The sequence below is a fragment of the Candidatus Phytoplasma gossypii genome (assembly GCF_030586975.1).
GTDB lineage: Bacteria > Bacillota_I > Bacilli_A > Acholeplasmatales > Acholeplasmataceae > Phytoplasma > Phytoplasma citri.
Window position 1 is genome coordinate 1 of the sequence record NZ_JAOSIT010000024.1, and the last position, 9,634, is coordinate 9,634.

A 9,634-nucleotide genomic window follows, 5' to 3' on the forward strand; every position below is an offset into this window, starting at 1 on the left:
CAAATATTACGGCTATTCCAACAAGATTTTTTTTTCAAATAAATAGATTCTACATCATCAAAAGGTAAAACTAAACAAGATAAATCATAAATTAAATTTAAACATAAAATCTGAATAGGCATAAAAGGAATAAAAGGTAAATAATAAGAAGCTAATAAAATACTTAAAATATTACCAAAATTAGAGGCTAAAGTGAATTTAATATATTTCAACATATTAATATAATTTTTTCGACCCTCTAAAATGGCATCTTTTAGTACAGTTAAATTTTTATTCAATAAAATAACATCTGCTGATTCTTTAGCAACTTCAACTCCCGAATCAACAGTAATAGATAAATCTGCGTTTTTCATAGCGATAGCATCATTAATACCGTCCCCTATAAAACCTACAATATGTCCTTTTTGACGAAAAATATTAATAATTCTAGCTTTTTGTTCTGGATATAATTTAGCAAAAATACTAGTATAATGAGCTTGTTTATAAATTTCTTCATCACTCATTTCAATCAAATTAGAACCTAATAAACATTTTGCAGAATCAATATTAACTTTACTAGCAATAATTTTTGATAAAATCTCGTTATCACCAGTTAAAATTTTCACGTCTACGCCACAACTTTTTAAAGCTAAAACAGCATCTGCAGAACTAATTTTAGGAGGATCTAATAAAATTAAAAAACCCAATATAATCATGTTATTTTCTATTTTTTCATCATTATTAAATATCAAATTTTGATTTTTTTGAATTAGTTTATAAGCAACCCCAATTACGCGAAATCCTAACTGATTATAATGAATAACATGATTTAAAATTTGAGATTTATCAATATTTAATATTTGAGCTTGATTTGTTGTCGGATCGATATATTCGGCATAATTACAAATATTTAATATTTCTTCAATCGCTCCTTTAGTAATGATTAAATCATAATCCTCATGAATATTATGAAGCGAAATAGTCATAATGCGACGTTTAAAATCAAAAGGAATTTCATCAATTTTAATAAAATTTTTCGCTAACATAGAATCGAAATGACAATTATTATGCATTTTATCAATAATTGCTTTATCTATAACATTTTTTAAACCTGTTTGAAAATAACTATTTAAATAAGCATATTTTAAAATTTTAAAATTACTTTTATTATAAATATCTAAAAAATTGTCGATAGCAACACTATCTTCTGTTAAAGTTCCTGTTTTATCAGTGAATAAAATATCTATAGCACCAAAATCTTGCATAGAATATAAATTTTTTACAATAACGTTATATTTAGAAAGAACAGAAACCCCTCTCATAAAAGAAGTTGTCACAATCAAAGGCAACATTTCAGGAGTGATGCCTAAAATTATACTCAAAGCGAAAGCAAAAACATTCCAAAAAATAAATTTTTCTGTACACTTATACCAATTTAAAACAAAAATTAAAGGAAATAAAATCAAAATACAACTGATTAATATTTTAACAATAGAATTGATACCTTGCTTTAAAGAAGAATAAGTTTTTTCTTTATCTAAAGATTGATGAATATGACCTAAATAAGTATTTAATCCTGTCAAAACTACAATACCAACAGCATAACCCGAAACAACATTAGTACCCATAAAAACTAATCTAGGATCTTTTAAAAGATCATTTGATTCTATTCGAGAAAAAGCATTTTTTTCTACCGCATCCGATTCCCCTGTAAAAGTTGTTTCTTTAACAAAAAAATCTTTAGTCTCTAATAATCTAATATCTGCCGGAATGATATCTCCAGCTGATAATAAAACTATATCCCCCACTAATAATTCGTTTAAAGGTATTTTAAAAATTTGGTCAGATCTTTTTACAGATGCCGTTAAAGAAACAATTTTTTTAAGTTTATCTATTACACTAGAAAATCTAGCTTCTTGTAACCAATGCATAAAATTGGAAACCACTAAAATAAAAGATACAATAAAACAAGTAGCATAGTCCCTAACTTTGGGATCTGCTAAATAAATATCTTTAAAAAAATAAAAAATTAATAAAAATAATAAGATAAAATTAAAAGGATTTAATAAAACTCTTATAATTTTGATAAAATAATAATTTTTTTTTTATTTAAAACGTTAACATTAGAATTTTTCTTTCTTTCATCAATTTCATCCAAAGATAAACCATTAAGACTAGAAGATAAATAGGCTAAAAGTTCATTGATATCTTGGCGACTAACATCCTTAAGAAAATTAATGTTAGAAAAAAAACTTTTCCTAAAAGGCAACTTCATTTTGATTACACAACTCCCTAAATAAAGTAATTTTTTTTTAATATGAATACCCAAAAATTTCTTTATTATTGTTTCTTAATAAAAAAGAAATTTTATCTATTATAATATTCCACAATTAATTGCTCGTTAATATCTGTTAAAAACTCATTTCTATAAGGATATCGGATATAACTACCTATTAAAGAAATTTTATCTAAAACAACATAATCTACTTTATTATTTTTGGATGTTTCCAAACAATAAGAAACTATTTTCATTTGTTTTGCTTTTTCTTTTAAAGTTATTTTTTGTCCTGGTTTAACAACATAAGAACTAATATCAACTTTTTTACCATCTACTAAAACATGACCATGAGAAATTAATTGTCTTGCTTGTAAAATAGTTTTAGAAAAACCTAATAAATTCACAATTCTATCTAAACGAGATTCTAAGGATATCAAAAAGTTTTCCCCATGAGAACCTTTAAATTTGGACGCATTAACAAAAAAACGCTTAAATTGTTTTTCAGACATACAATAAGTAAAACGAACTTTTTGTTTTTCTTGTAACTGAAGTCCATAATCACTTAATTTATTTTTTCGTTTTTTATTTTTACTTAAATTGAAATGATCTTTTTTATTTAATAATTCTTTTCCTGTTCCGGTTAAAGAAAAATTCAAAAAACGTGACTTTTTCCAAATCGGTTTCGCGGTAGACATCCACAATGCTCCTTTTTAATTCACTTATGAGTGAAATTTTATTTTTTTATTTAATTTTGAAAACGCTAAAGTACATATAGATTAATCAATACAACACTATATATCATATATTTTATGATAAAACCAAAAGATAGTCAAGTAAATAGTTAAATTTAAATTAATGAATATAAAAATTTTAAAAATCTATTGGATATAAAATATCAATGTTATTGAAATTAGTAAATTTATGTGATATAAATACTTAGTGTTTATCATTTTCAATTTTTAATTATAAATTTTGTAAAATTTAAAAATAACATATTTAAAACCTCAATAAGCACATTATTTGATAATGAAATAATTTAATTTAAAATTAATTGACCTTTAAATTAGCGTTTTTTTTAAAATCAATAGAACTGCAAACTTTATATTATGTTAAATATTAAAACTGGATTTAAGAGATAATTCCCTAATTAAATTCTATCCAAACAAGAAAGGTTATAGAATGAATATAATATTAATAGGACCGCCTGCTACTGGCAAAGGAACACAAGCGATAATTTTATCTAAATATTTTAATATTCCGCATATTTCAACAGGAGATATTTTCAGAAAAAATTTACAATTAAATACTAATTTAGGAAAATTAGCCAATTCTTATATAGAAAAAGGTTTTTTAGTTCCTAATCATATCACAAATGCTATGATTGAAGAACAATTATTAAAAGAACAAAATAAAAAAGGTTTTATTTTGGATGGATTTCCTAGAAATTCAATACAAGCTATGTTTTTGGATAAATTATTTCAACAAAAAAATATTATTTTGACAAAAGTAATTTATTTCAATTCTGATATCAAAATTTTACAAAAAAGAATTTTAGGTAGACGAATATGCCCAAAATGTAGAGAAATTTATCATTTAGAAACTAAAAAACCTAACAAAAACGGAATATGTGATAAGGATAATAATGTCTTAATTCAAAGAAAAGATGATAATTTAATAACTTTTAATGAACGTTTAGCAATTTACCAAAAAGAAACCTATCCTTTAATAGAACAATATCGTAATAAAAATAAACTTTTAGAAATTCGTATTGATGATGACAATATGTCTATCAACGATGTAACAAAAATTTTATTAAAAAAAATTTCAAAATATTCAAAAACACAAACCTAAAACTAATCAATATTTCCATTAATAAAAAAATAACTTTAAAATAACTTTATTTTATAATTTAAAACTAAAATTAATTATATTTTAGTATGATTCATGAAAATAAAAAGATAAAAATTGTCGATATATCGTTAAATAAATATAAGTTAAAAATCCAGAAAAGAAAAAAACTGATAAAAAACGAATATAAATCAAAGGAGATACAAATCTTTTTAAAAATTTATTATAAACAGCAGAAAAATTATTTAAGTAATCATAATTTTTATTATACAAAATATAATCTAAAAAAAAAAGATTCAATAAAATGTATGTTGTAAAATATAAACAACAAATTAAAGTTATTCGCCAATAAACAGATAAAAATGAATCAAAATATTTTGAGAGTAAAAAAATAGGCAAAATACCCAAACAAAGACCATAAAATAAAGTTAATAATGGATTATATGGATAAATAGTACCTCTGAAACAAAAAGCAATAATTTCTACAAAAGAAACAGAAATAAAAGACCAAAAATAATGACGATTAAATAAAGGAATAAAAAATAAAGGTATTAATTTGAAACCATCTAACCAAATAATAGAATTAAAAAAACGTAATATAGAATAAGAAGTGAATAACTTTTTAAAAATTAAATCTAAAACAAGAGACAAAGAAGATAAACAAGATAAAAAAACTATTCTCTCTAAAGATGATAATTTTAGTTTTTTCATATGTGTATAATTTTCCTTTTTGTTTTTATAAATGCATTATTTAAAAATTTGTCTCATTTACAAACTCAAAAATACAATTACAAATTTTTACTTGATCAGAGGATCTCATTCCTCTTTTTTTTAATTCTTCTTCAACTCCTATTTTTTTCAAAATATAAGAAAAATGACTAATTGATTCATGATTATTAAAATCTGTTCTATGAAATAATTTTTCAATATAATCACCGGTAACTACATAACAACCATTGCTTTCTTTAGAAATGATAAATTTAACAGATTCATTCAAAGTAAAAATCTTTTTATCTTGAATATTATTCACGGTTGTATCTATATTACACAAATCACTTCTTTGTAAATGTTCTATAATAATATTTTTCAACTCTGTTAAACCTAAATAATTAATAACAGAAATAGGCATAATAATCTTATCTTTTATTTGTTGGGTTAAAATAAGAAAATTTTTTTGAAAACAAGGTAAATCTCTTTTATTAACAACTATTATTTGAGGTTTTTTTAACATATTAATATGATATTTTTTTAATTCTTCATTTAATAATAAATAATTTAAATAAATATCATCATTTGAAGCATCACATATATGTAATAACAATTTACATCTTTCGATATGTTTTAAAAAATTAATACCTTGGCCACGTCCTAAAGAAGCATTTTCAATTAAACCAGGAATATCAGCAATCACAAAATTTAATTTTTGATCAAAAACCATTCCTAAACAAGGAGTTAAAGTAGTAAAAGGATAAGAAGAAATTTTCGGCTTAGCATTAGATAAAGCAGCTAACAAAGATGATTTACCTACGTTAGGAAAACCTAATAAACCGACATCTGCTAACATTTTCAATTCTGTTCTAATAATTAAACTTTCTCCTAAATCGCCCTTTTCAGCATAAGACGGAGCTGAATTCAAATGATTAGTCAAAGCAAAATTGCCCCTACCGCCTTTACCACCTCGAGCAATTATTAAACGTTCTCCGGCTTCCAAAATTTCTCCAATTAATTGATTATTTGTATGATTATAAATTGAAACACCTAAAGGCACTTCTATAAACAAATCAGGAGCATTAGCTCCGTTTTTATTTTTATTTTCACCATTATAACCATTTAAAGCTTTAATTTTTTTACGATACTTAAGTTTAAATAAATTATTTTCACCTGAAACACCTACAAAAATTACAGATCCTCCATTACCTCCATTTCCCCCTGAAGGTCCTCCGTAAGGAACATATTTTTCTCTTCTAAAAGCTACCTTACCACATCCTCCATCACCAGCTTTAACGTAATTTAATACAGATAGATTAATTGCGTTTTATGTGGCGATTTGTATTTGCCGTTTTATTTACAATCAGCCCCCGTCCAAACCGGACAAGCAAGTTTCCAAGCATCCGGCTTTCCCTAATTTACTCTCTTGCGAGAACTAATTTCCCCTCACGGTTGATTAGCTATTTATTCTTATTGTTCTTATTTTCCTGATATCATGTATTTGTTGATTGGTTATCTTCCGATGACAAACTTTACGCAATACCTTTGTTCTTTTATTCATGATCCTTGAATGATTCGCGTTGCGAACTGTCCCAATGTGATGGATTTGAAGTCGGGTTGTTTTGTCGCAATTCTCACAACGTTCCGCTTTCAAACAGTCGGTTAGATGCATGCGACCTTGGAATATAAATCTATTAATGGTAATATCCGGATTTCCCTTATAATTACGCATTTTTTTAATTTTATCCCAAGAGTAGACGACCCATAGTTCATATTGGATTTTTCCTTTATTAAGATAAGGGATAGCTCAGGTTGAACCTATATGGAATTTCTTTCGAATTCTAGCAATCAACGTTTCTCGTTTCCTTGCCAGCGTTTTCAAACAGCTATCTTCAGCTAGATAATTTAGATAAGTTAAAACACCGAGATTGTTAACTAAGCAAAAGTATTGGATTAACACTAATGCTTCGTCGTGTCTCACCTTTCCCTTTTTTAACCAAGTGTATTCATCTCCATATTCTTTGGCTTTCGCTTTGGTAATTTGGATTTAAACCTTGCCATTTAAGGAATTCTTTGTGGTTTTCCTTATACGAGTTTTTTATTGGTGGAATTTACCTTTATCATGTAGGATAGAAACCTTGTCCCTTTGTTGGCTTTCACAATTCTTGATTTGTTATTACTGATCGTAAGCTTTAAATCTTGCTCTAGCCATTGTGTTACTCGATTATTGAACCTTTCGGCTTGGTCATACTCGCCTTTAACACCAACGATAAATCATCAGCATAGCGGATGTACTCAATTCTTGGTTTCGGATTTAGGTTAAGAGAACTATCAATCCCCAGTTTATCATGCTGATTTTTAGACCATGCTTCGCCATATTCTGGGTTATTCTTCCAAATTAGTTTTCCTTCTCTAATTAGTTCCTCCATTTTCAGGTCAATGTAATGTAAATATACATTCACCAGCAAGGGAGAAATAATCTCTCCTTGAGGAGAACCTGATAAAGATTCGTATTTGAGATCGTCTTTCATGAAACCGGCTTTCAACCATTTGTTAATGGTTGACAGAGTTTTATTCTTTCTGATGAATTGTTTTAAGGTTCCCATTGAAATTTCATGATTGATCGTATTAAAAAAGCCTTTTAAGTCAATTTTGACAATATAGTCAATCCCTTTAAATCTTTGTTTGACACGTTTGATAGCGTCATGACAAGATTTTCTGGTTCTAAATCCGAAACTCCATGCTGAAAAGATATTTTCAAAATAGGGAGTTAAGAATTGTTCGAGACATTTTTATATTAGCCGATTTTTGATGATGGGTAAACCCAAAGGTCTGGTTCTTTTATTATCATTAAGAATGAGAATTCTTTTAACTGGTTTGGGGGGCGGTAACCATTGTTGACGTATTCCTAATGGTATCTCTCTAGCGTCTCTAAATTAATACCATTAATGGTTTCATCATCAATTCCGGGGATACCCGCTCCTTTGTTGGCCACGATTCTTCAACGTATTATAAAAATTATTCATTCCCTGCTGGAGTTCTCTTTTTAAAGAGTAACCGTTTGATGAACAATATTGAATTTTATCCAATGTTCGCGAAAGTTTAGTTTCTAGTGAAACCGTTGTTGATATTATATATCAACTCCTTCCTTGATACCATTGAATAAATAGTAAATTACTTTCTTCTTTCGCCCTATAAGAGTCATTAACTCTCTTCTTGGTAAGCCGATTGACTAAATTATTCCAAATTTAGGTTTACCCTTACGACTACTAAAAAGATTCTTTATCCTTGACCATCCGGGCTTTTATTTCCGAATTGGTAAACTTAATTACTTAGTTTTAGGATTCTCCAAGTTACTCTAAATTTCTACCTTAATTCCTTAGGTGAAGTACCCTCTTTTGGGAGGCTGATTCCAGGTTCCTTTAATTGATAAACTACTCAATACAAGTAATATATATTAGTAGACTCTAGACTGTTCATATAAGCAACTTCCGAACAAGTTTTGATATTACATCAATTTTCCTTCTTAGGCCATTGCAGGCTTCTCCATCGAATTATTTGGTGGCGAGGTCTTCTTGACTAATTTGCTTTCGTCGCAACCCGCTTTTATGGTCTGCTATAATTTGACATTCTTTCGTTTGTCAAACCGACCATCTCCATTCAGAGTTTATCGGCTCTGGCTATTGGTTAAATAGCACGAAATTTAGGCGTCTTTGGCGCCCTTACTTCATCAATAAAATTCATATAATTCCCCAAATTAATTTATATTAGATAAATTATCCGTTCAATTCGGCAATAAATTTTATTTTTTACAGCATATAACGAATAATATTCTCTAAATTATAATTAACCAAAACATTCACTAACATTCCAATATTTTTATTTTTGAAAAATTAACTTTTTTTAATTTCATCAAAAATTGTTTCTAAACCAAATAACTTCTAATTAAAAAATTAAATATTAAATATAAAAAATACTTTAAATATTATTTAAATTCTTTTATGTAAAAATACTTATTTAAAAAAATTATAATAATTATTTTTGCAAAATACTGTTATAAACTGAAGCGCAAGTTTTTTGTTTTTTATTAATACGAATTTTTTCAAATTTAACAAAACCATTAATAAGAGCAAATAAAGTATCATCTTTACCGAGACCAACATTTTTACCCGGAATAATTTTAGTTCCTCTTTGGCGATAAATAATAGATCCGGCATTTGTATATTGACCATCTGATAATTTAGCGCCTAAAGATTTAGAATGGGAATCGCGCCCATTGCGTGTAGAACTAACCCCTTTTTTAGTCGCAAATAATTGAATATTTAACTTAAACATAATTGACCTCTTTTAATTATTTATATTTTTAACTAATTTCATTTTTAAACGATTTGGATATTATAGACTTAAATCTTTTATTTAATTAATTTAATTTTTAAACAATTTGGATATTGCCGACTTAAATCTTTGAAAGTATATTTAAAATTTTTTAATAATTTATTCACTATTAAATTAGATTCTAATAAAATTAATTTAAAATAACCTTTTTTTAATTTAAAATTAATTTTATTACTTAATTCTAACAATTCAATAGCATTAATAGTCACTATTATAGCGGTAGATACTGAAGAACAAACTATATCATTTGAACAAGAATATTGAGCATGGCCTTTAAATACAGATAGATTAATTGCGTTTTATGCGGCGATTTGTATTTGCCGTTTTATTTACAATCAGCCCCCGTCCAAACCGGACAAGCAAGTTTCCAAGCATCCGGCTTTCCCTAATTTACTCTCTTGCGAGAACTAATTTCCCCTCACGGTT

At 26.6% G+C, this 9,634-nt stretch carries 8 protein-coding genes and 1 pseudogene; 1 reads left to right on the forward strand and 8 read right to left on the reverse strand.

The window, feature by feature from the left end:
- The 3 genes from mgtA to rpsD all read right to left on the reverse strand — a co-directional run.
- Positions 1–2,066, reverse strand: a 2,066-nt coding sequence (gene mgtA / locus OC698_RS02155) for a magnesium-translocating P-type ATPase (protein ID WP_320411985.1), incomplete at its 3' end; no start/stop codon positions are given.
- The gene (locus OC698_RS02160) at positions 2,054–2,254 is read right to left on the reverse strand and encodes a cation-transporting P-type ATPase (protein WP_304513081.1); all 201 of its coding nucleotides are present in this window, start codon (positions 2,252–2,254) and stop codon (positions 2,054–2,056) included. The genes mgtA and OC698_RS02160, both read right to left, overlap by 13 nt.
- Before the next feature lie 92 nt (positions 2,255–2,346).
- Complete coding sequence (gene rpsD / locus OC698_RS02165; RefSeq protein ID WP_304513082.1) at positions 2,347–2,952, reverse strand: 30S ribosomal protein S4; 606 nt, start codon at positions 2,950–2,952, stop codon at positions 2,347–2,349.
- Positions 2,953–3,436: 484 nt separating this feature from the next.
- Between rpsD and OC698_RS02170 the strand changes: the two genes are divergently transcribed.
- The gene (locus OC698_RS02170; protein WP_193621872.1) at positions 3,437–4,108 is read left to right on the forward strand and encodes an adenylate kinase family protein; all 672 of its coding nucleotides are present in this window, start codon (positions 3,437–3,439) and stop codon (positions 4,106–4,108) included.
- Between the two features lie 81 nt (positions 4,109–4,189).
- Here the strand turns inward: OC698_RS02170 and OC698_RS02175 are convergent, their stop codons facing one another.
- From OC698_RS02175 to OC698_RS02210, 5 genes and pseudogenes are all read right to left on the reverse strand, one after another.
- Complete coding sequence (locus OC698_RS02175; protein WP_304513083.1) at positions 4,190–4,816, reverse strand: hypothetical protein; 627 nt, start codon at positions 4,814–4,816, stop codon at positions 4,190–4,192.
- A gap of 40 nt (positions 4,817–4,856) precedes the next feature.
- Positions 4,857–6,134, reverse strand: a complete 1,278-nt coding sequence (gene obgE, locus OC698_RS02180) for a GTPase ObgE (protein ID WP_304513089.1) — start codon at positions 6,132–6,134, stop codon at positions 4,857–4,859.
- Positions 6,135–6,269: 135 nt separating this feature from the next.
- Positions 6,270–7,944: pseudogene (locus OC698_RS03230) on the reverse strand (reverse transcriptase domain-containing protein).
- Between the two features lie 904 nt (positions 7,945–8,848).
- On the reverse strand, positions 8,849–9,151 hold the full coding sequence (gene rpmA / locus OC698_RS02205; protein WP_320411986.1) for a 50S ribosomal protein L27: 303 nt from the start codon (positions 9,149–9,151) through the stop codon (positions 8,849–8,851).
- Between the two features lie 74 nt (positions 9,152–9,225).
- Positions 9,226–9,501 (reverse strand): ribosomal-processing cysteine protease Prp, encoded by a 276-nt coding sequence (locus tag OC698_RS02210; protein ID WP_304513091.1) that lies wholly within the window; start codon positions 9,499–9,501, stop codon positions 9,226–9,228.
- Between the last annotated feature and the right edge of the window lie 133 nt (positions 9,502–9,634).